This is a genomic window from Nocardia spongicola (assembly GCF_047200775.1).
Lineage (GTDB): Bacteria > Actinomycetota > Actinomycetes > Mycobacteriales > Mycobacteriaceae > Nocardia.
On the sequence record NZ_JBJZOO010000009.1, the window covers coordinates 1 to 20,363 of the forward strand.

Genomic DNA, 20,363 nt, shown 5'->3' on the forward strand with positions numbered 1-20,363 from the left:
ACTAGCTGTAGGGCGCGTACCCGCGAGAAGCCGGAGGATGCCGAGGAGGACGTCAAGAGTATCGAACGCGCGTCAGCCCGCACCCATGGCAGGATCGAGTCTGTGACGAGCCCTCACATTCCGTCGGTCACTGTGGAGCACGTGCCTGCTGAATTCGACAACGTACCGGTGCCTGCCGCCGCGCTGCGACCGATTCTGCTGGATATCCGTGAGATCGAAGAGTGGCAGCTCGGGCATGCCCCTGGTGCGGTCCATATCCCGATGGTCGAGGTCCCCGCGCGAATCGAGGAACTGGACTACGACGCGGATCTCTATGTCGTCTGCAGGCAGGGTGGCCGTTCCCTGCGGGTGGTCGAATACCTCACGCATATCGGCTACGAAGCCATCCAGGTCAGTGGCGGCATGGTGGCGTGGCAGCGGGCAGGACGTCCATTGGCCGCCGAGGGTGACCACGAGGCGAAGATCTATTGACGAGAGAACGAGGTGCGCGGGTGAGTACAGTAGTGCAGCCGTGTGCGCGCTGCGGTGCGCGCTGGAGCGTGCAGGGGGCGCCGATGCACTGGTGTCCGCGCTGCCGCGGTGTGCTCCTTTCGCCCGCGCCGATCGATGCCCCTGCCGAACGCCGTAACTACCGTTGGGTGGCACGTGTTCCGGAGCATCGCACCCACCATGCGCGGGTACCCGTTCGTCCGGCTACCGGGGCGCGGCCGCCCCGCTACACCAGTATTCCTCGTTGGGGATTGCACGATCCACGGCCGCAGGCCGCGGTGGCCCCGCGCCAGCCACTCAGCGCATTGACCGGTTCCGTGACTGGACTGTTGGTAACGACCGCGGTGCTCTTCGCGCTCGCGGCACTCGCCGAAGTAGGACGTTATCTGGTTCTGTTGCGCAATCGGACGCGCCTGATCCCTTCCGCGGTGCTGTACACCTCGGATGCGTTCGTTATCGGCGCCGGAGTACTCGCGCTCGTGTTCGCGCTGGTGGCGGCCGTGGCTGTACTCGGAAAGCTGATCGAGATCAGGAGGGCGGCGTATGCCGAGGCAGGACGCCGCGATCCGCGTTCGCCGCGAGCGCTCGCGTTCGGCTGCCTGGTACCAGTGGTCAACCTGCTGTGGCCGATGGTTTTCTTGAGCGAGGTCGCCGCATTGCGGGATGATCCCCGATCGCGGCGTGCGATCCGGATCTGGTGGGCGGCCTGGCTGTTCGGTGGTGGTATGGCGGTGGCAGGGCTCTTGTGGCGGACCGCGGATTCGTTGCAGGCCGAGGCGGATGGGGTGTTGTTCACCGCGCTCATCGACGTGGTGGCCGCCACCGTCGCGCTGTCCACCCTCTGGACGTTGCGGACGATCGAAGGGCGTGATCTGCGCGGCAGGCGCCGGATCGAACACCGCTGGCTGATCGCGGTCGACCCCATCGTGCCGGTGATCGAACCGGTCCATCCCGGTGACCACGACCGCACCGCAGGCCCTGTGCTCGCCGAGGCGCCCGCTACCCCCGCGACAGAAACCGGTGTCGAGAACCGTGAGCAGGAGGAGGTTATGGCCAAGTGAGTCAGGGCAGTCGCGCGCCGTTCGTCGTCGCGCACCGAGGCGCATCGGCGGCGCAACCAGAACACACGCTCGCTGCCTACGAACTGGCACTCCGAGAAGGTGCTGATGGGGTGGAATGCGATGTCCGGTTGACCAGGGACGGACATCTGGTCTGCCTGCACGACCGCACAGTCGACCGGACATCCTCGGGCAGTGGGCTGGTCAGTGAGATGACACTGGAGGAACTGCGGGCACTCGATTTCGGCGCCGATGGCTCGCCTGCCCAGGTGCTGACCCTCAGTGAACTCATCACCTTGGTGCTGGATTGGCGAAGCAGGCCGACCAAGCTGTTCATCGAGACCAAGCATCCGGTCCGCTACGGCGCATTGGTGGAGAACAAGCTGCTCGCCGAGCTCCAGCGATTCGGTATCGCCACCCCAGCCTCGGCCGACCATTCCCGCGCCGTAGTGATGTCCTTCGCGGCGACGGCGGTCTGGCGTATCCGTCGCGCCGCGCCGCTATTGCCTACCGTTCTGCTCGGCGAGTCGTCGCGCTACCTCGGCGGTTCCGCCGCGACGACGGTCGGCGCCACAGCGGTCGGCCCCTCGGTGAAGACGCTGCGCGAACATCCCGAGCTGGTCGACAAAGCCGCCGCGGCGGGACGGGCCACCTACTGCTGGACCGTCGATGAATCCGACGATGTGCGGCTATGTGCTGATCTAGGCGTCAGCTGGATCGCCACCAATCACCCCGGGCGCACAAAATCGCTGCTCAGCGCGGCCTGATCGATCCAGGCCCGCTGAACCTGTTGTATTCGGATACTCCTGGGAATTCTTTTCGGAGCGGCCGTGGCGCGCGCTCCGTAGTGAATCGCACCCTGTAGGTTGGCTCTTCGTGGGTAAGAGCAAGCGCAATAGTCCTAAGCCCGGCGGGAATCGGGCGCAGCGTCTGGCCGAGCGGCGGGCAGCGCTGGAGCAGGCGGCGCAGGCCGTCACACGTCCGTTTCAGGGCTTGGCCGCGGAGTGCGACCTGGTCGCACTCCGCGAGTTCGTTCCTTCGGCCACTGCGCAGCTGACGTTATCGCCCGCGGTCGCACCCGAGCGTCCGGTTGTGCTGGCCACCGTGCTGCCCGGTGCGGTGGCCGCGCTGGTGCGTGCCGGTGCTGAGCCGAGTGGTTACGTCGGCGCGCAGGTGCAGTTCCAGAGTGCTGATCCGGCCACCGATCTGGCTGCCGCGATTCTGTGGACACAGTCCGCCGAGCCCGGCGATTCGCTGACTTCTACGGAGAGTGCGGCAGGCGGCCCGAAGCTGGCCGAGGTCATCGATCCCACCGCTACCTTGGATCTGACTGTCCACCAGGACTTCGACTGGTGGGTTCCGGCAGGTGTCGAGCCAGATCCGCAGGTCGCGGCGACTATCGAACAGGCAAAGCAGGCGATCATGCCTTCGGCGCGGCTCGGTCTGGACGCGGAGGCGATCGGCGCGGCCTGGTGGGTGGACGCAGGTGAGAAGGCGCATATTCGCTGGGTCCGGCCCGAGGACGAGGACGAGCTGATGCTCGCCCTGGCCCGTCTGCACGCCAGCGGCGGCCTGCACCTCGGTGAGGGCTCCCGGTTTGCCGGCTCGTTCCGCACCCACGGTGTGCTCGTTCCAGTGTTCGACTTGGACCGCGAGCGGCATCCTGACGAATGGGTGAAACCGGCCGTGGAATTCGGCGCTCGACTGGGCGAGGCGTTGGCCAGTGCTGAGCCGTTGACGGCTGACGAGCGGCGTTCGCGCGACGGCTTGCGGTCGCGGCAGATCACGCTGCGCTGAGCACAGGTTTCTCCGAGAATTTGTGAAAAACCATAGTTTCTCATCGATATCTGGGTTAGATTCTCAGTTACCGCCACAGCAGGCGGGAGGTGAGGGCATCCTTACCAGATTGATGAGGAAGTAGGGAATCATGGAAAACATCCTGCTCAAGCTGTTGCTCAAGCAATTGCTCAGCTCCATGAGCGGATAGGGTAGCCCCCCCGCACGCGGTGGCGGGTCCGGTTCGTCAGGTGCCGAACTGGGCCCGCTTCTTTTTTGGTGGTTTGTGGTCGGTTGGTGGTTGTGGTCGGAGGTTTTCACCCGCTGTGGTGGGTACCGGAGATGCGGTTGAGGTGCCGTTCGGCACTGCTGTGCTCACGGTTGTTGAGCGGTGTTCGAACGATGAGCGTGGTTGCCTCGGGTCCATCCTGACCGCTCGCGCACCCAGAAGATTCTCAGGGAACTCTGTGCGGAATCATAGTTCGGCCGGGTTGGGTTCTTATTGCCACCGCAATAAAGTGGTATGTGACCGGTGTTATGTGAGGACGTATCTACCGAACTGATGGGGAAGTAGGAAATCGCATGATTTCTGATCTGGGCTATATGAATTTTCGATTCGCTGTTCGGCAATTTTTTTGATGCGCTGTTCGGTTCACTATTCGCTTCATGAGAAAATAATTCCACTACTCGGATGCGGCGACGGGACCAGCTCTTCACATGAAGAGCTGGTCCCGTTTCGTTCGGTTGGTCGAGGCGCTGGATGCGGTGTTCGTCTCGGGATGGTCGCCGGATGTGGGTCGAGGTGTCTGCCGGTGCTGCATCGTCGGTGACCAGGGGGTCGTTTTCGGGTACCGCCCTGCGGCTGGGGTAGCTCTCGGCGCTGCGCCCAGAAGATTCTCAGGGAACTCTGCGCAGAATCATAGTTCGGCCGGGTTAGGTTCTTATTACCACCGCATCTGATGGTGCGGAGCCGGTGGTATGTAAGGACGGCTTTACCTAACTAACGAGGAAGTAGGAAATCGCATGAGCTCTAGTCTTTCCGGGACATTTTTCGATTCGCTGTTCGGCAATCTCTTCGAGTCGCTGTTCGGTTCACTGTTCGCTTCATAGGAAAATAAGAGCGCTACTCACATGCGTTGACGAGTCCAGCTCTTCATCTGAAGAGCTGGACTCGCGCTTTCTTTTGTTTTCTGTCGGTAGTGACACCGTCAGAGGGTGCCGCCTGCTGTGCTGGGGGCACCGGAGGTATCGCGGGGGGCGCTCATCTCCCTGGCGATGAATTCTTCCAGGTCGAACAGATTCGATCCGGCACGGTCGGCGATGGTGAGCAGGGTGGTCATATTGGCGACTTCTTCGACTTGTTCCTTGAGGAACCATTGCATGAACTGCTCGCCGAGGTAATCGCCTTCTTCGCGGGCGGTGCTCGCCAGTCGGATGATTTGCTCGGTGACAGTTTTCTCCTGGGCGAGTGCCAGCGCGATCGGTTCGCGGGCGTTCTCGAATCGAGACTTGGCTGCGTCGACCCCGGAGATTTCGATGCTGAGATCTCGGTCCAGGAAGTACTGCACGATCATCATGGCGTGATTACGTTCTTCGACCGCTTGCGCGTAGAACCGCTTGGCCAGCTGCGGCAGGTCCGCATTGTCGAACCATACCGCGATGGCTATGTACTGATGCTCGGCGTTGAATTCCTGCCGGATCTGGTCGTGCAACAGACTATGGAATTTGCTGCGAGAGGATTCCGGATGGCTTGACATAGGAATTACATTAGCCTCGACAGAGCCGCCTGTCATCCAAGTGCAGCCTTATTGAGGGTAGTGTTTCCTGACTAAGGATAGTGCAACCTTATCAAGGCTAGTATTACCTTATCGAGGGTAGTGCAGCCTAATTATTCTGCATAGCGCCCGCCATCTTGGGCGCAGTGATATCGCTGCGCACTTGCGTCCGTAGCTCGCGCGCGACGAATTCTTCGACCTCGAACAGCCTTCCGTCGGCGCGGTCGAGCACGGCCAGTAGCCGGTTCATCTCGGCGACGTTCTTCATCTGTTCTTCGGCGAACCATTGGATGAATCGTTCACCCAGATAGTCACCGGATAGGCGGGCTGAGCGGGTCAGGTCGCCGATCCGGGTGCTGCAGGTCTGCTCGGTCTGTACCAGGAATGCTGTCGCGGCGTGTGGGTTGTCGAAGGTCGACCGAATATCGCCCAGTCCGCCGATGCGCACCTCGATATCCCGATCGAGCAGGTACTGCGTCATACGCAAGGCGTTCGCGTACTGTTCGCGCGAGCGGACATAGGTGTGTCCGGCCAGTTGCGGTAAGCGATTCGAATCGAAGTACACGGCGGCGGCGAGATATTGCTGGGCGGTAGTGAACCAATGACCGATCTGGGTGCGCAGCAAGTCAGGGAAGGACTGGGCCACATCGGTGTCCGGCATAGCCTCGACGCTACCTGGTCAGTAGGTCTTCCGGGACGGGTTGGTCTTGGGCCAGCGCGTCGAAGAATCGGCTCGCCTGGGTTTTGTCCCACAACAGGACATTGCCGCTTTCGGTGTCGGTGGAACCACTGATCGGCACCGTTGTGGTGATGGTGCCACCTTTCAGTGCCCAAGCCAGTCTCGCGAGGTCCCAGATGTGGTCGCCGTTGTCGACCTTCAACGATCGCGCGGTGTCCGAAGCCATCGGCCATAGTTTGAACGGATTGGCCAGGGTGGCACTGCTGGTCGCTTTCTGCAGCAGGGCGGTCAGGAAAATCCGCTGGTTGTTCATTCGGTCCAGGTCAGCGCGCGGAGTAGCTCGGCTGCGCACGAAACCGAGTGCTTGAGGTCCGGTCAAGCGCTGACAACCTGCGGGCAGGTCGATGCCGGCGAGTGGGTCGTCGATCGGTTCCGGTAGACAGACATCGATGCCGCCGAGGGTGTCGACCACATCGGCGAATCCGCCGAAACCGATCTGTGCGTAATGGTCGATGCGCAGACCGGTGGCGATCTCCACGGTCTGGACGAGCAGCGCGGGACCACCGAAGGCGAATGCGGCGTTGAGTTTGTCCCTGCCGTAACCGGGGACGCTGACATAGGAATCGCGCGGCAAACTGACCAGGGTGCTCTGGCCCGACGCGGGGATGTGCACCAGCATGATCGTGTCGGTGCGCTCGGGGCCCATATCACCGCCGGTAGCGAGTTCCTGTTCCTGTGCCGAGGTCAGCCCGTCGCGCCCATCGGAGCCGACCAGCAGCCAGTTCGTCCCTGGTGTGTCGCCGATTCGCTGGGTGTAGTTCGCCAACGCGGGGACGCGGTCGAGGGAGCGGTCCAGCTGAATGACAGCGTAGGCGGCGGCAAGTACCAGTATCAGCAGGATCACCGACAGCCAGCGGAAAGGGTGGCGTTTGCGGCGTGGTCGCGGTGCCGGGGACGCTCGTTTACCGCGCCGGGATGGTCGTGACGGCCCTTCGCGATACGGCCGCGGTTGTTGCCGCGGCGCGCGTGGTGGACCGCTGTCGTAGCGGACCGGACGCTGGGCGGGCGCGTGGGGTGGCCCCGCTCGGTGCGGTGCCGCACGTTGGATGGGGGCGTGCGTGCCCGCCGGTGGCGGTGGGCGCAGTGGCTGTTGTGGTGGAGCCTGTGAGTACGCCAGTGGTGGTGCGTAAGGGTCGGGTGCTCCGTCCCGGCGCAGTACCTGAGTGGGCTCGGCGGGTGGCGGACCGCCTTGGCCGGGCATGCGGCGCCGCATCGGGGGTTCGCCGGGCCTGCGAGGTGGCGGCATCCGGCGCGGCTGTGCGTTGCGCTGGGGGTTGTCGCCGTTCATCACCAAGACTCTACTTATCGGGTGTTGTCGATGCCGTGCGCCGGAGCGGCCGCGGCCTGTTATCTGATTCGCCGAGCGGACCGGGACGTTACCGGCCGCCATGGCACAGTCGCATTACGGCAGCCACGAAACATGATCGTGCAATACCGTGTAGCCGATGTAGGCGATCGCGTCGATCGCCGCGTGGGCGAAGATCAATGGCCACAGCCGGTTCGTCCGCTGCCAATAGCGACCGAAGATCAGGCCCATGACAAGGTTACCGAATCCGCCGCCGAGCCCCTGGTATAGGTGATAGCTGCCACGTAGCAGTGCCGAGGTCAGTAGTGCGGTGTTCGCCGACCAGCCGAGCCCGCGTAGCCGGGTGAGCAGGAACGCCACCACGATGATCTCCTCGGCTAGTGAGTTCGCGCAGGCAGACAGGATCAATGCCGGTAATCGCCACCAATAGTCACCGAGTGAGGCGGGCACGATCGTCACACTGATTCCCATGGCGTGCGCGCCGAGATATAGGGCCAGGCCCGGTACGCCGATGACAGCGGCGAGCGCAATGCCTGGCAGTACGTCTGTACGCCAGCGGATCCGATTCGCCAGTCCGATCACTCGTGGTGCGATGCCGCCGCGCCACAGCAGGTAGAGCCCGAGTGCCGCCCATCCGGTCAGTCGCAGCACTCCGAGCAGCTGATAGAGCAGATCGATGGTTGACTGGGCGGAGCGTGACGGGTTCAGTGCGACGGTCCGTCCCCCGACTCCTCCCGGTGCGAGCGCGCTTTCCACCAGAGAGAGCACGGCGCTGAGCCCGCTGAGCCCGAACGTGACGAGTAGCACCACGAGAATCTCGAGCGTGTTCCTGAGTCGCTCTCGATCTGCCGGCTCGGCCGCGTCTCCCGCGGCACCGGACTCCACACGCATGGGTCGAATCTATTGCGTTCGCGGTATGGGTGCGCAGCGGGCCTACGGCAGATCAACTGTTGTGCCGGATCAACCGCCGCGTAGACCGCTCCGGAGCGGGCAGCCTGCCAGGATGAGTACGGCGCGGCTGAGTGTTTCGATACTGTCGGCCGGTGCGCCGAACGGCAGACGGAAGTCGTGGTCGCTGTGCGGCCCTTCGATGCGAAGAGTGAGGCCGTAGCGGTCGATGGCCAATGGGTACACGATGCCGTGGCGAAGGCGCGCGGGTAGATGGCGGGCCAGCCGCGCCATGATATCGGCGTGGTCGGCGTGCATATGCTGCAGCCATGCGGATTCCATGCCACAGAACGGGTCCGGCAGCGCTCGCCGCAATTCGTCGTTGTGCACCGATTCCGCTCCGGTCGAGTCGGCGACCACGGCGGAGCTGATCACCAGTCGTAGCAATGTGGCGCCGAAGCCGACATCGAGTAGTTCGGGATGCGGGTGCTCCGCGGCCACTTCGTCGGCCAGCGTGCGTTGCTCCGGTCCTGGCACTGCGTGCACCCGGCCGCGTAACCAGACCAGTGTGCGCACCGGTTCGCGCAGCGGTAAGGGCGCGTGGTCGGTGAGTTCGAGTACCCCGTGCGCTCCGTGTTCGTCGGAATCGCCCGTCAGAATCTTTGCGGCCGAAGTGGCAGGCACTGCGATGACGGCGTCGCCGCACTGTCGCATGTGGTGTACCGAGACCGGCGTCGGGTCCATGCCAGGTACCGCCAGCACCGCGTGTTCCGCATGGGCGCATGCGTTGCGCACCCGTTCGGCGGTGGATGGTGCGGCAGGCGGGGCCGGACGCGGCATACGAACCTCCGTGAGGTGAATGATGTGTTCAAATAATTAGGTTAACCTAACCTAAGGCACCTGGATGAGGCTGTGCAAGCCTCTTGTTCGAAATGAACGACTACGAGGCGGGGCGAGCAAGGTTGTTACCGTGGGGATGTGTCGGAAAAGGTGGAAACCGGGGAACCGGTAATGGTGATGTTGTCGACGCCACCACGACGGAGTCTGGTCGATGGATTGGTCCGTGCTCTCGGGCCGAGTACTGCGGTGCCGATCGTGGAACTGGACGTACCGGACCCGGGGATCGCCGAATTTCTCGCATATGTGGCACATACCGATACCGGTTTCATCGCGCGTACGTCGTCCGGTACGCGTGCCGTGGCCATCATCGCGGCCACGGCAGCCGCGCTGTGCGGTGACGATATTCGCGCGGCCCTGCACAACCCCGATATTCCTTTTCTGAGTTCACTGAAACCACCGGCTGTCGAAGCGGTTCGGTCGGTACTGCTCGCCATCGAGACCGAGGACATCGACCAGGTGATCGCCGCGCTGCGCCCGCTGAGCGCCACCTGAACCCACGCCAGGCGAACGCCGAACATGCCGGAGGATGAGCCTGCCGTGGCAATCCGCGCACAGCGCCGGTATGCGCGCAAGTAATCTCGTAACCGTGCCGCGAATCGCGTACTTCGGGCCATCCGGAACCTTCACTGAGATGGCCCTCGCTCAGTTCGAATCCTCGGGAGCTTTCCACGGGCCCGTCGAGCGGGTCGCCGCGCCCAGCCAAGGGGCCGCATTGGATTTGATTCGTTCCGGCGAGGTGGATGGGGCGGTGGTGCCCATCGAGAGTTCCGTCGAGGGGTCGATCTCGGCGACGCTCGACTCGCTGGCGATCGGTCCGCGTCTGCAGATCATTGCCGAGACCGAACTCGAGGTGAGCTTCACTATCCTCGGCAGGCCGGGAACGACACTGCCGGATGTGCGTACCCTCGCCGCATACCCGGTAGCCGCTGCCCAGGTGCAGTTGTGGGTAGCGCGGCATGTGCCGCAAGCGCGACCCTACCCGGCGGCATCCAATGCCGCCGCGGCCGAAGATGTGGTGGCTGGTCGTGCCGATGCCGCTGTCTCGACCGCACTGGCGGGGGAGCGTCTCGGGCTGATCGCACTGGCTTCCGGCGTGGCCGACCATGAACAGGCGATCACGCGTTTCGTACTGTGCACCCGCCCGGTGGTGGCACCGCGGGCGACCGGAGCCGATCGCACCTCGATCGTGCTGGAACTGCCCAATGAGCCGGGTTCGTTGATGCGCGCGTTCGCGGAGTTCGCCACCAGGGGTATCGATCTGACCAGGATCGAGTCCCGACCTACCCGAATCGTCAAGGGCACTTACCGTTTCTATATCGACTGTGTCGGCCATATCGACGATACGGCGGTGGCCGAGGCGCTCAAGGCGCTGCACCGCACCGCACGGATTCGTTTCCTCGGATCCTGGCCTGCTACCGCGGCGTCCGGTACGCCGCCACCATCGGACGAAGAGGCAGCGGAGTGGCTGCTTCAGCTGAGAAAGGGGATGGCGGACCTATGACCGGCAGGTTGATTCTGGTCCGGCATGGGGAGACCCAAGGCAATGTCGCCAAACTGCTGGATACCAGGGTGCCGGGGTTGCCGCTGACCGAACGCGGTGCGGCACAGGCGAAAGTATTCGGCGAGAGCCTGCTCCGGCCACCGAGAGCACTGTTCTCCTCGGAAGCCTTACGTGCGCGGCAGACGGCCCGCTACATCGAGGCGGCGACCGGTGTGGCTGCCATGGTGCTTGCGGGCCTGCACGAGGTGCAAGCCGGTGATCTGGAAGGCGCGCATACCGAAGAAGCGCATCAGACCTTCCAGCGGATCTATCGAGCTTGGCACGAAGGTGATCTCACAATGCGAGTGCCGGGTGGGGAATCCGCCCGAGATGTTCTGGACCGCTTTCTCCCCGCGATCGCGGAGTTACGGGAGACCTATCTGTCGCCGGACGGCGCTGAGGGCGACGTCGTGCTGGTCAGTCACGGCGCCGCCATGCGCCTGATCGGACGGCAACTCACCGATGTGCAACCACCGTTCACGACCAACAACCATCTGGACAACACCGAGACCATCGAGCTGGTCCCGACATCAGGCGATGGCTGGCAGTGCATTCGCTGGGGCAGATTCACACCGCCGTTCGGATACGAGGTCGCGCCGACCTCGGATGACCCGATGGGGTGAGCAAGCGACCGGATGAGGTCGGCAAGCTCGGCAGCCGTGCTCAGGAGAGTTTCGGATTCTGGGGAAAATCCTCGCGTTCCGGTAGTGCGGCGATGAGGTCCTGCAGCGCTGTCCGCAGGCGTGCCGGGGTTCCGCTGCTCAGTGAGGTCCACTTCGTGCCGTCGTCGGATTTACTCGCGGTTGCCAGGAATCTACCTGCGCGCGTATTGAATACGGCGATGTGGTTATCGGTTGTGTCTCTGGTGCCGTCGCCGTACATCACGCCGATGATCTCGGCATACGAGTGAATCTCTACCAAGGCAGAAGCCAGCGTCTTCGCATCATGTGCCGGGTTGCCGACCCGTGCCAGCCGTTCCGCGGTGGCCGCGGCATCGCCGGTGTCGCCGAAGATCACGGCGAGCTGTTCGGTCGGGGCGTTCAAACCGTAGAGCTCGAGCGGTTCGGTAGAGCCGAGTGCCGCGATCACTGTGCCGGGCAGATCGATTCCCGCTTCATCGATGACGTAGGAATCCTGCCCGCGAAGAGCGACGACCGCGAGGTCGACACCTTTCGCCAGGCAGAATCGGCTTACGTAGCCATCGACTATCAATCGCAGCGCGATGACCCAGTGTGGCCGGTTCAGCGCGCGTAGCCGATTCTCCAGATCGCGGTGCACTACATCGTCATCGAGTAACTCTCGCTGCGTCAAAGATTCGGCGGCCGCGGCCATCGCGGTACGGTGATCGGCCGGGTTGTCATAGCGACTCCTGGCGTTCAGTACCACCGGGACCTCGATCTCCAGTTTCTCCACGAGATACTGCATCTCGTCGAGCGAAAGGACGATCGATTCCAGCGTCGATGGGCCGCGGCCCGCACCGAGTACGGTCACTCGGCTACCCCGTTGCGATCCCCGCCGTCCCCGCCGATAACTCCCTCGGCGATGAGCCTGCCATCGCTGAAATGTTCGTTCGACCGCAGGTAGTCCAGGCCGGTGTGCTCGGTCTCATCCTCCCCAGCACTGCGCGCCTGCCTGCCCAGCAGGGGATTTCCACTACCCGCATGTGCCACTCTGGCCGGTGTGGTGTCGGACCGGCCGACCATCGCGGTCTCCTGCATCGGTGCGGAACCGGCGCCGATGATGCCGCCCATGCCCCAGCCTTCCGGGAGCTTGAGGGAGCCGCTGCTCATACCAGCCGAAGATCCGGTACCGGAGAACGACACTGTGCGGGTCGAGGTGCTACCACCGGTGGTGGCGCCACCGACGGCGGCCGTGCCTGCACCCGTAGCCATCGGCGGCATACCGGACATTGTGGGAGCGGCGGGGGTACTCGTCACCGCTGCGATCGCGCCACCAGCGACATTTCCGACTGTGGACACGCCTGTGGTGGCGATCGAGCCGACCGCTTGGGCGGCCTGAGTGGCGGCGGTGGCGACACCGGGGTTGTTCAAGAACGCCTGTGTGGCGGCGATGGCGGTCCGGATCGGGTCGACCGGGACTCCGGTCCTTGCTTCCGCTGTTTGCGCGGGCTCGGCTGTTCCCGCGCCTTCGGCGATCGATGGCGGCGTCATGAACTCGGCCGGGGTCGCGACCATAGCGCTCGTGGCCGCCTCGTAGGTCTCCATGACCATCGCGGCGCGCATATCCATGAGATGCCTCGCCACCTCCGCTGCCTCGAAGGCGCCGGACATCACCCCCGGCGGGTTGGCCGATGCGGCCAGGGCGGCGTTGACGGCCGCTATCTCGGGCGGGCTCGGCATAGCCAACGCGGCGACGTTGTACGCGGTGGCATTCGCCGATGCCTTCGCGCTCATCGCCGCGGCTTGGACGCCTTGCTGTTCGGACCAGCCGAGGAAGCCCGTGAGCTTGCTCAGCGCGGCGATACCGTTGACGCCCTGCATACCGATGCCGAGCTCGGCCATCACCCTGGCGATGGTCGCTGTCGCGTCGACCCAGGTGGCGGTGAGCCCACCCCATGCGGTGGCGGCGGCCGAGATCGGAATCGCGTGCGCGCCAGCGTGAAGGGTGGCCGAATTGACCTCCGATGGCCTGGCGGCCCAGATGACCCCGGTGATTCCTGCAACCATGTTCGTCTTCTCCCCTGAATAAGTGCTGCTGACAGTTCTCGGTGCCGGAGCTACACCTGAATGGCGCCGATGCCGGCGGCGCGCACCACATCGCCGGCGACATGCTGGGCCAGCTGCGAGCGCAGCGTCGCCGCGGCGTGGTGGCACTCCGCGATGGCCTGCGCGATGGCGCGGTCGTGTGACATCGCCCCCTGGTTGAAATGATTCGCGGCGAGCAGCGAGACCTCCTCCGAGCCGGAGGGAAGCACATGGGTCGCAGGCGCGGTTATCGCCGCGGCGGCGGCCAGCCGTTCGGCGACGAGGTCCAGCTCGGCCGCGGCGGCGAGGATGGTTTCCGGTGCGATCAGTACATGTCCGACCATGACTCGACTCCTTCTAGTGGCGTTGCGGCGGAACCACGAGAATTCCCCCTTCGAGTGATAGGACGCGATAGCAACGCGATCGGTTCCATCGAATCCCCAACTTCTTCGATCTCTCTGCCGATTACACACTGACAGCGTGGTATACGCAATACGGTCCAGCCGGTGCTAGCCCCAACCCAATTGGTGCAGGCGCTCGTCGTCGATTCCGAAATGGTGTGCGATCTCGTGGATTACGGTGATCGCCACTTCCTCGACGACCTCGGCCTCTTCGGTGCAGATATCGAGGATCGCGTCGCGGTAGATCGTCACGGTATCGGGAAGCGCTCCGCCGTAATGGCTGTCGCGTTCGGTGAGCGCGATACCGTGATAGAGCCCGAGCAGGTGCGGATCTTCCGGATTGCGCGGCTCGATCAGCACGACGACGTTATCGATCGCGCGAGCCAGCTCCGGCGGGATGAGATCCAGTGCATCGCCGACCAATTCCTCGAATCGGTCGGCGGACATCGAGACGGACATCGCTGTTCGATTACCTCGGTCGCGGCTCGGGCTGAGGGGGCAATGGCGCGGCACCGGGAAGCGGCGCGGGCGTGGAGCGCCCGTTCTTCGGGGGTGGTATCGGCGCCTGGCCGTTGATCAGGATATCGCCCTTGGCCGAACCGACGATCGGTGCGAAACCTTCCCGGTCGGTGCCCTTACCGATCATGCAGTTCAGCTTGTGGCTGCCTGCCATCCAGCTGCGGGCGTCGATGTAGTCGAAGAACATGGTCAGCGTTTTGTCGCGGATCACATCCGGGCCGCCGAGATAGTCCGGCGCGGTGCGGGTGCACTCCTCGTTCATGAACTTGTCTTGTTCCTCTTTCGGCGGTGGAGTGCTGTCGAAGCGGGTGCCGAGGTCGATGGTGGAGACGATCTCAACGGCGTGCGGCTGTGCGCAGTCCACCGGATCGGTGGGCAGGTTCTGATTGATGCCGAGGCAGACACCTGGTTCGTACACCTTGGACTGGTCCTGTTCGGTGGCGCTGCCTGTCGTGAGGGGGGTGGTGCCCGTTTTAGTCGCGCCCTGCAGCCCGCAATGTAATGTGCGGTCGCCGTGTTTCCAGGCTTCCTGGCTGGGGTACATCAGCTGGACAAGGTACTTGCCCTGCGGATCGAAGCGACCGCCCAGGTATTTCTGTACGGCGGGCACGCAGTGCTCTTCTTTCAACTCGGTGGCCCGCAGTACATCCGGTGCCCGTGATCCAGGGCCGAATTCCTTGCCCGGATATCTGCTCAGGTCGATCTCGGCCGCGACCTCGAACTTGTGTTCGTTGGAGCAGTTCACCTCGAACAGATCGGATCGGTCGGGCTTGCTCCAGCTCAGACAGTCGCCCATGGCCGCAGCGCTGAGTTCTTTGTCGAGCATGGTCTGTACCGGTGCGCCGGGCGGGTGTGCTTCCAGGTTCTTCTTGCTGTCGAACCCGGTCAGAAACAAGGTCACCATGGCCGCGATCACCGCACCGGTAGCCACCGCGATCAGGCCCCAGCGTACGGTGGGCGCCGATAGGTGCAGATCGACCGAGCGGCGTAGCACCGCGCGTGACGATGCCCCGCGCCTTGGCGCGCGGGGAAACGGAGATGGTTGTTCGGTGGGCATCGCGGTCCATCATGGCAGTGACTGTGTCCCGGTGCCACGATCTGACCGATCGGGCGGCAATCCGCGCGCGTCGGCTCAGCCACGCAGGGCCGACAGGAAGATGCCTGGCAGTTCGGCTGGGTTGGGGTCGGCGTAGAACTCGGTCAGTTTGCGTGCGGTGTTCGCGGCGGTGGGATTGTCGACGAACCATGGCGGTTTCGGGGTGAGGGCGAATTCACCGTGGAGCAGCGATCGAGGTGCGGGCCGGAAGGGGCCGCGTACTACCGTGCGCTCCACATCGTCCAGCAGGAGGGCATTGTGCACTACACCGATTCCACTCTGTACGTCGTCCAGGGTGTGCCCGGGGAAAGCGCCCCAGACAGCGCGCGGTGTGAGGAAGCCTGCCCCGGTCCAGGTGTTCACGGCGATCGTGCCATAGCGCAGCCGCTCGATCGCGCGGTCGAAGGCGATGCCGAGCCTGCGGATAGTCGCAGGCGGCGCGATGATGTTGGCGCCGAGCGTTCCGGCCAGTTCGGTGTTCGCGAAGTCCACCGCGCGCTGCAGGAACTCGCCACCGGTGCCGGGTAGCTCCACCACGCCGAGTACCGGTGCGAAATATTCTGTGCGCAGCAGCGGGGTTTCGGTGTGTGGTAGTTGCTCGACCAGCACTCGGCCCGCGCCGAGGCGCTCGGCCTGCGGATATGCCGCCAGTGCGGCGGCGACCCTCGAGTCGCTGCCCGGGTAATACGCCTTACGATGGGGTGCCCGTGCCATGGCCAGCCGCAGTTCGGTGCAGAATTCGTGTTTGCGCTCCCAGCCGGCGCTGAGCACCACTACCTGGGCGGCCACGCAGTTGTAGCCGCCGTTGTGCAGCCGGTGAGTCGCCACGTGCTCGGCCTGATAGCGCAGATCGGCGTCCGACCAGGCGCCTGGCACCACAATGGTCGGTGAGACACCGCCGAGCTCGCTGGTGATCGGCTTGTCCAGCAGTGGCCGGTCGTCTTTCTTTCGTGTCGCTCCCTCCGGTCCGGACCCCCACACGATCGCGTCGTGGGTCTGCGCGCTACCGGTCATGTGCACATGCGCGACATTGTGCTGGTGCACCAGGTAGCCGCCCTGGTCGGCATCGCCGGTGAGGATGCGAAGCACGCCGAGTGCGAGCAACGGCTCGAACACCATCTCGAACACGGTGAACAGCGGATCGGTGATCGGATTGAGTTTCAGCGCGACCACCCGGTTGTGCGCGTACAGCTCGTAGAGCGTGTCCAGCAGCGGAATCGAGGTGATGTTGCCTGCGCCGAGCACGGCGCCGATACCGCCGGTACTGGCCGGGTCCCGCTGGGCGAGCCCGGCCCGTTCGTGCGCTGTGCCTGCGTCGATACCTGGGCGCAGCCATACTTCGCCGCGGAAGCCGTGCAGCAGCAGCCGGTCGTAGACGTCGAACGGAAGGATCGGCACCGCGATCCGCCCACCCGGCGCTTCTGTCAGTGTGTGGCCCGCCAGCGGACTGTGGCCACTGTCCAGCGCGGTCAGGGTCGCCGAGAGCGCGGCTGTGGCCTGCAGCAGGGCGAACGGGCCCGACATCCATTCTTCGCCTGCCAACGGCGAGTCCGCAGGAAGGCCTTTGACGGCGCATGCGGTCCGTACCCAATCCTCGGCGAAGCGGCCGGTGCGGGCATGGATCTCGTCGAGTAGATCGCGGCGCCGCCGCAGTGGTGTGGCCGCCCACGCCTTCTCGCCCGCAGTGAGGTCGGCCAGCGCATTGTCGATGGCTGTCTCATCAAAAGGAGTGTGCATAAAATCACTATGCGCGCAAATCGCCGCCGATAGGTCCCTTCCTGGGATATCGGCGTGAAGGGCGATTCGTCGACCACTAGGCTGGTTGCCCATGATCGACCTCCGATTCCTGCGGGACCACCCCGACGCGGTCCGCGCCTCGCAGCGTGCTCGCGGCGAAGATCCCGCTCTCGTCGACGCGCTGCTAGAGGCGGATGCGGCGCGGCGTGCCGCGGTGGCCACCGCCGACACATTGCGTGCCGAGCACAAGGCGATGGGCAAACTGATCGGGAAAGCGAGTAAGGAGGAGCGGTCCGCACTGCTCGCGCAGGCGTCCGAGATGTCGGTCAAGGTGAAGGAAGCCGAAACCGCGCAGCACGCCGCCGACGCCGATCTGGATGCCGCGCACCGTGCGCTCTCGAATGTGGTGCAGGAGGGCGCGCCCATCGGTGGTGAGGACGATTACACCCTCCTGCGCACTGTCGGCACCCCGAGGGAATTCGACTTCGAGCCGAAGGACCATCTGGAGCTCGGTGAGTCGCTCGGCCTGATCGATATGGAGCGCGGTGCGAAGGTCTCCGGCTCCCGGTTCTACTTTCTCACCGGCTACGGCGCGCTACTGCAGCTCGGGCTGTTGCAGCTGGCCGCGCAGCGGGCTGTGGCGAGTGGGTTCACCATGATGATCCCGCCGGTGTTGGTACGCCCGGAGATCATGGCGGGTACCGGGTTTCTCGGCAAGCACGCTGCCGAGGTCTACCGCCTCGCCGAAGACGATCTCTACCTGGTCGGCACCTCGGAGGTTCCGCTGGCGGGCTACCACTCGGACGAGATCATCGATCTCGCCGCCGGTCCCAAGCGGTATGTGGGTTGGTCATCGTGTTTCCGCAGGGAGGCGGGCAGTTACGGCAAGGACACCCGCGGCATCATCCGGGTGCACCAGTTCGACAAGGTGGAGATGTTCGTCTTCACCACCCCGGACCAGGCCGACGCTGAGCACCAGCGGTTACTCGGTTGGGAGCAGGACATGCTCGCCGCCATCGAGGTGCCCTACCGGGTGATCGATGTCGCGACCGGCGATCTGGGCAGCTCGGCCGCGCGCAAATTCGATTGCGAGGCCTGGGTGCCTACACAGCGGGCTTATCGGGAACTCACCTCTACCTCCAACTGCACTACTTTCCAGGCGCGTCGTCTCGCCGTGCGCTACCGCGACGAGAACGGAAAGCCTCAGATCGCCGCTACCTTGAACGGCACGTTGGCGACTACGCGTTGGATTGTGGCGATTCTGGAGAATCATCAGCAAGCCGACGGGTCGGTTCGAGTTCCACAGGCGCTGGTCCCGTTCGTCGGAACCGATGTGTTGCGACCGCCGAACTGATTGTCCGCGGCGGATTTCCGGCACACCGGCACTGGTTCGCCATACCGGATTCCGGTGATGTGGCAACCAGCGGGCTTTTCTGTGTCTAGGCTGTCCCCGTGCGAGGAATCGGGTCTCGCGGCGATACCCGAACCCGGGTATCGGCCGTGTCTGCACTGGCGACAGCTATGGTCATGGCTCGGACAACCGGGGCGTTCTACGTCATAGGCGGGGTTCTCGGCTTACTGATCACTGCGATCGCCCCTGGTGCGGAGGGGAATCGACTGTTGGTCGGCGGGGTGGCAGCCATGGTGCTGGTACTCGGTCTCACGCTGCTGGTGTGGGGGCCGCGCCTACCGCATTCGATTCATCACCTCTACCTCGTGACCGCGACGGTATTGGTGACCATCGCGGTGTACGCGTTCCCCGATACGGTGGGGGCGGTCGGTTTCGTGGCGTTCTACGTATTCATCGCGTGTGATGCGGCACTGTTCCTCGTATGGCCGCAGGCGGCGGCGCAGATCGGGGCCGCGGTGCTGCTCTGCTTATCGGTGCTGCCCGCGCGGCCGGTGACACCGGGGTTGCCGTGGTGGTCGGGCCTGATTCCAGCGGGTGTGATCGTTTGCGTCGGTGTTGTCATCGGCATATTGACCCGGATGGCGGCCAAGGCCGATGTCGATGTACTCACCGGTCTGCTCAATCGCCGCGGTTTCGATCGGGTACTCGACACCGCGATCAAGCGGGCGACCAAGACCGGGCAGGGACTCGCGCTGGTACTGGTGGATCTGGACCGGTTTCAGAAGATCAACGACCATCTCGGCCACCGGGCAGGCGATGCCGTCCTGCAGCGGGTGGCCGACACCTGGTCGAAACTCCTGGCCGCCGAACAGGACTTGGCCCGCTACGGGGGTGACACGTTCGCCTTACTGCTGCCGGATACCACGGAACAGGCTGCGATCTTGTTCACTGAGCAGCTGCGCGCGGCGGTGACGACCGGCTGCTCCGCTGGAGTGACTTCCTGGCAGCAGGGCGAATCCGGTTCGTTGCTGGTCAGTCGGGCCGATGTTGGCCTGTACCGGGCTAAACAGGCCGGACGTAACCGGACGGTGCTGGAATCCTCCCGGCAGCTGCCGCTGGCGGTGGAGCTGCGCGAGGCGATCGACCGCGGCGCGCTCGATGTGCACTATCAGCCGATAGTCAGCTTGACCGCAGGTGGCGGTGAGGCGGTTGGCGTGGAGGCGCTGCTGCGCTGGTCGTCCAGCACACAGCCGGATGTCACCACCGAGGGCCTGATCCGCGTCGCCGAGGAATACGACCTCATCGCCGACTTGGACGAACTGGTGCTTCGCCGGGCCTGTACGGACGCAGTCCAGCTGCAAGAGACCTTCGCCCGGCTCGATCTGACCCTGAATGTGAATGTGAGCGGACTCGAATTGGCCGAAGTGGGCTATGCCGACCGGGTGGCGGGCATCCTCGTCGATACCGGATGGCCCGCCGATCAGCTCGTGCTCGAAGTAACCGAGAGCGAGCTGGCCGCGGAGTCACAGACGGCGATCACCAATCTGCGTACCCTGCGGGCCCGTGGAGTACGCATAGCCATAGACGACTTCGGTACCGGTTACTCTTCATTGAGCAGGCTGGCTACCCTCCCCAGCGACATCATCAAGGTCGATCACTCCTTCGTCGCCGCGATCCGCTCCGACTCGCCTGCCCCGCCGCTGCTCGGCGTGATCGCCGCTTTGTCCAGTGCGCTCGACCTGCAGGTGATCGCCGAGGGGGTGGAGACCGAGTATCAAGCCGCCGTGCTCACCGAGCTGGGCTTCGCACTCGCGCAGGGGTACCACTACAGCGACTCGCGTCCGGTCTCCGAGCTGCTCGGCGATCAGGACAGGGCCGCGGACAAGAAACTGGGGGACGAGGATTCGGTGGCCGCCAACGGCTGGGTGCCGTTGACATAATTCGCTTGACGATACGGAGTGCCGATATCCATGATGAGCACCATGCGTATGCTCAGTTACGGTCATTGACTCGGCGCAGCACTGCGCGCGCGGGGGACGGATAGCGCCGCTCCGCTGGGTCTGCGTGCACTGACGGTTCGGGC

General features: G+C 64.3%; 20 protein-coding genes. 9 read left to right on the forward strand and 11 right to left on the reverse strand.

Going from position 1 to position 20,363, the window contains the following annotated elements; translation table 11 throughout:
* Positions 1–102: 102 nt before the first annotated feature.
* The 4 genes from ACL02S_RS16960 to ACL02S_RS16975 all read left to right on the forward strand — a co-directional run bounded on the left by ACL02S_RS16960 (position 103) and on the right by ACL02S_RS16975 (position 3,344).
* Positions 103–471, forward strand: a complete 369-nt coding sequence (locus ACL02S_RS16960) for a rhodanese-like domain-containing protein (RefSeq protein ID WP_412803407.1) — start codon at positions 103–105, stop codon at positions 469–471.
* 20 nt (positions 472–491) lie between these two features.
* Positions 492–1,550 carry a DUF4328 domain-containing protein gene (locus tag ACL02S_RS16965; RefSeq protein ID WP_412803408.1) on the forward strand — a complete coding sequence of 353 codons (1,059 nt, stop codon included), beginning with the start codon at positions 492–494 and terminating at the stop codon, positions 1,548–1,550.
* Positions 1,547–2,314: a glycerophosphodiester phosphodiesterase gene (locus tag ACL02S_RS16970; RefSeq protein WP_412803409.1), complete on the forward strand. Its 768-nt coding sequence runs from the start codon at positions 1,547–1,549 to the stop codon at positions 2,312–2,314. Before ACL02S_RS16965 ends, ACL02S_RS16970 begins: the two co-directional genes overlap by 4 nt.
* A gap of 109 nt (positions 2,315–2,423) precedes the next feature.
* Positions 2,424–3,344 carry a DUF5926 family protein gene (locus tag ACL02S_RS16975; RefSeq protein WP_412803410.1) on the forward strand — a complete coding sequence of 307 codons (921 nt, stop codon included), beginning with the start codon at positions 2,424–2,426 and terminating at the stop codon, positions 3,342–3,344.
* 1,187 nt (positions 3,345–4,531) lie between these two features.
* On the opposite strand, the gene ACL02S_RS16980 is transcribed toward ACL02S_RS16975, so the two are convergent.
* The 5 genes from ACL02S_RS16980 to ACL02S_RS17000 all read right to left on the reverse strand — a co-directional run bounded on the left by ACL02S_RS16980 (position 4,532) and on the right by ACL02S_RS17000 (position 8,871).
* Complete coding sequence (locus ACL02S_RS16980) at positions 4,532–5,080, reverse strand: ferritin (RefSeq protein WP_412803411.1); 549 nt, start codon at positions 5,078–5,080, stop codon at positions 4,532–4,534.
* Between the two features lie 127 nt (positions 5,081–5,207).
* Positions 5,208–5,759, reverse strand: coding sequence for a ferritin (locus ACL02S_RS16985; protein ID WP_412803412.1), 552 nt, complete (start codon positions 5,757–5,759; stop codon positions 5,208–5,210).
* A gap of 10 nt (positions 5,760–5,769) precedes the next feature.
* On the reverse strand, positions 5,770–7,125 hold the full coding sequence (locus ACL02S_RS16990) for an LCP family protein (protein ID WP_412803413.1): 1,356 nt from the start codon (positions 7,123–7,125) through the stop codon (positions 5,770–5,772).
* Between the two features lie 114 nt (positions 7,126–7,239).
* Positions 7,240–8,034 (reverse strand): CPBP family intramembrane glutamic endopeptidase, encoded by a 795-nt coding sequence (locus ACL02S_RS16995; protein WP_412803414.1) that lies wholly within the window; start codon positions 8,032–8,034, stop codon positions 7,240–7,242.
* Positions 8,035–8,103: 69 nt separating this feature from the next.
* Positions 8,104–8,871, reverse strand: a complete 768-nt coding sequence (locus tag ACL02S_RS17000; RefSeq protein ID WP_412803415.1) for a DUF2470 domain-containing protein — start codon at positions 8,869–8,871, stop codon at positions 8,104–8,106.
* 138 nt (positions 8,872–9,009) lie between these two features.
* Here ACL02S_RS17000 and ACL02S_RS17005 point away from each other — a divergent pair, with 138 nt between their 5' ends.
* The 3 genes from ACL02S_RS17005 to ACL02S_RS17015 all read left to right on the forward strand — a co-directional run bounded on the left by ACL02S_RS17005 (position 9,010) and on the right by ACL02S_RS17015 (position 11,094).
* Positions 9,010–9,423: a hypothetical protein gene (locus ACL02S_RS17005; RefSeq protein ID WP_412803416.1), complete on the forward strand. Its 414-nt coding sequence runs from the start codon at positions 9,010–9,012 to the stop codon at positions 9,421–9,423.
* Between the two features lie 94 nt (positions 9,424–9,517).
* Entirely contained in the window at positions 9,518–10,432 is a 915-nt protein-coding gene (gene pheA / locus ACL02S_RS17010; RefSeq protein WP_412803417.1) for a prephenate dehydratase, read from the forward strand.
* Entirely contained in the window at positions 10,429–11,094 is a 666-nt protein-coding gene (locus ACL02S_RS17015; protein WP_412803418.1) for a histidine phosphatase family protein, read from the forward strand. The genes pheA and ACL02S_RS17015 overlap by 4 nt, the downstream gene beginning before the upstream one ends.
* Positions 11,095–11,134: 40 nt before the next feature.
* Here ACL02S_RS17015 and ACL02S_RS17020 read toward each other — a convergent pair whose 3' ends face one another.
* From ACL02S_RS17020 to ACL02S_RS17045, 6 genes are all read right to left on the reverse strand, one after another.
* Entirely contained in the window at positions 11,135–11,962 is an 828-nt protein-coding gene (locus ACL02S_RS17020; protein ID WP_412803419.1) for an ESX secretion-associated protein EspG, read from the reverse strand.
* Entirely contained in the window at positions 11,959–13,158 is a 1,200-nt protein-coding gene (locus tag ACL02S_RS17025; RefSeq protein WP_412803420.1) for a PPE domain-containing protein, read from the reverse strand. Before ACL02S_RS17025 ends, ACL02S_RS17020 begins: the two co-directional genes overlap by 4 nt.
* Positions 13,159–13,208: 50 nt before the next feature.
* Positions 13,209–13,520, reverse strand: a complete 312-nt coding sequence (locus tag ACL02S_RS17030) for a PE domain-containing protein (RefSeq protein ID WP_412803421.1) — start codon at positions 13,518–13,520, stop codon at positions 13,209–13,211.
* 165 nt (positions 13,521–13,685) lie between these two features.
* Positions 13,686–14,036, reverse strand: a complete 351-nt coding sequence (locus ACL02S_RS17035; RefSeq protein ID WP_412803422.1) for a metallopeptidase family protein — start codon at positions 14,034–14,036, stop codon at positions 13,686–13,688.
* A gap of 10 nt (positions 14,037–14,046) precedes the next feature.
* Positions 14,047–15,153, reverse strand: a complete 1,107-nt coding sequence (locus ACL02S_RS17040; RefSeq protein ID WP_412803423.1) for a septum formation family protein — start codon at positions 15,151–15,153, stop codon at positions 14,047–14,049.
* 75 nt (positions 15,154–15,228) lie between these two features.
* Positions 15,229–16,929 (reverse strand): aldehyde dehydrogenase family protein, encoded by a 1,701-nt coding sequence (locus ACL02S_RS17045; protein ID WP_412803424.1) that lies wholly within the window; start codon positions 16,927–16,929, stop codon positions 15,229–15,231.
* A gap of 91 nt (positions 16,930–17,020) precedes the next feature.
* Between ACL02S_RS17045 and serS the strand changes: the two genes are divergently transcribed.
* The gene (gene serS, locus ACL02S_RS17050) at positions 17,021–18,283 is read left to right on the forward strand and encodes a serine--tRNA ligase (RefSeq protein ID WP_412803425.1); all 1,263 of its coding nucleotides are present in this window, start codon (positions 17,021–17,023) and stop codon (positions 18,281–18,283) included.
* 173 nt (positions 18,284–18,456) lie between these two features.
* Positions 18,457–20,220 carry a putative bifunctional diguanylate cyclase/phosphodiesterase gene (locus ACL02S_RS17055; protein WP_412803426.1) on the forward strand — a complete coding sequence of 588 codons (1,764 nt, stop codon included), beginning with the start codon at positions 18,457–18,459 and terminating at the stop codon, positions 20,218–20,220.
* Positions 20,221–20,363: the final 143 nt, after the last annotated feature.